The organism is Rhodoplanes roseus (genome assembly GCF_003258865.1).
GTDB classification, from domain to species: Bacteria; Pseudomonadota; Alphaproteobacteria; order Rhizobiales; family Xanthobacteraceae; genus Rhodoplanes; species Rhodoplanes roseus.
The window spans coordinates 1-936 of sequence record NZ_NPEX01000096.1; the positions used below are offsets into that span (position 1 = coordinate 1).

General features: G+C 67.7%; 2 protein-coding genes. One reads left to right on the forward strand and one right to left on the reverse strand.

Annotation, left to right across the window (positions count from 1 at the left end; genetic code table 11):
• Positions 1–37: 37 nt before the first annotated feature.
• Positions 38–589, reverse strand: a complete 552-nt coding sequence (locus CH341_RS15105; protein ID WP_111419837.1) for an adenine phosphoribosyltransferase — start codon at positions 587–589, stop codon at positions 38–40.
• Positions 590–695: 106 nt separating this feature from the next.
• Here CH341_RS15105 and CH341_RS15110 point away from each other — a divergent pair, with 106 nt between their 5' ends.
• Entirely contained in the window at positions 696–896 is a 201-nt protein-coding gene (locus CH341_RS15110; protein ID WP_111419838.1) for a hypothetical protein, read from the forward strand.
• The last annotated feature ends 40 nt before the right edge of the window (positions 897–936 follow it).

Sequence of the window (936 nt, forward strand, 5' to 3'; positions counted from 1 at the left end):
TCTCTTCGGCGCGCCCCGGAATGACGACATATCGAGGTCAGTGCCCGTCGAAGGTGAGCACCGTGCGCACCGGTACGTCGAGCTGGCGCAGCTTGTCGGCGCCGCCGAGATCCGGCAGGTCGATGACGAAGCAGGCGGCCAAAACCTCGGCGCCGAGCTGGCGCATGAGCGTCACGGCGCCCACGGCCGTGCCGCCGGTGGCGATCAGGTCGTCGACCAGGATCACCCGCTCGCCCGCCACCACGGCGTCCTCGTGAATCTCCATCTCGTCCAGGCCGTATTCCAGCGAGTAGGCGATGCTGACCCGCTTGTGCGGCAGCTTGCCCTTCTTGCGGATCGGCACGAAGCCGGCCGAGACCTGGTGCGCCACGGCGCCGCCCAGGATGAAGCCGCGCGCCTCGATGCCCGCCACCTTGTCGATCTTCATGCCGGCCCAGGGTTGCACCATCTCGTCGACGGTGCGGCGGAACGCCCAGGCGTCGCTCAGCAACGTGGTGATGTCGCGGAACAGGATGCCGGGCTTGGGATAATCCGGGATGGTCCGGATCGCGGCCTTGAGGTCTCTCTCGACGGTGGTGCTGGTGATCATCGTTCGGCCCGAGGGGGGGGTGGGAAACAGGATTGGCAGGGCGGCTCACTCTTGCACGGCGGCGCGCAGTGGCGAAGCATGGCGCCGATCGCAACGGAGACCCCCCATGGACGAAACCTCGCAGAAGATCGTAATCGTCGATCTCCGCATTCCCTTTTTCCGGCTGGTGCTCTTTCTCGTCAAGCTCAGCCTGGCGGCAATTCCAGCCGCCCTGATCATCGCCGCGCTCGGCTTCGTCCTCACGGCCCTGCTGGCGACCCTGTTCGGCGGCCACATGGACGTCATGATGCGCCGCTGGACCATGTGACGGGGCAGGCGGGCGTCCGGCGACGGGCGGCGGCCCGCCG

What these genes read in the sequence shown, in the direction of transcription:
- CH341_RS15105 (WP_111419837.1), bottom strand. Translation starts at nt 589, where the DNA reads ATGATCACCAGCACCACCGTCGAGAGAGACCTCAAGGCCGCGATCCGG.
- CH341_RS15110 (WP_111419838.1), top strand. Translation starts at nt 696, where the DNA reads ATGGACGAAACCTCGCAGAAGATCGTAATCGTCGATCTCCGCATTCCC.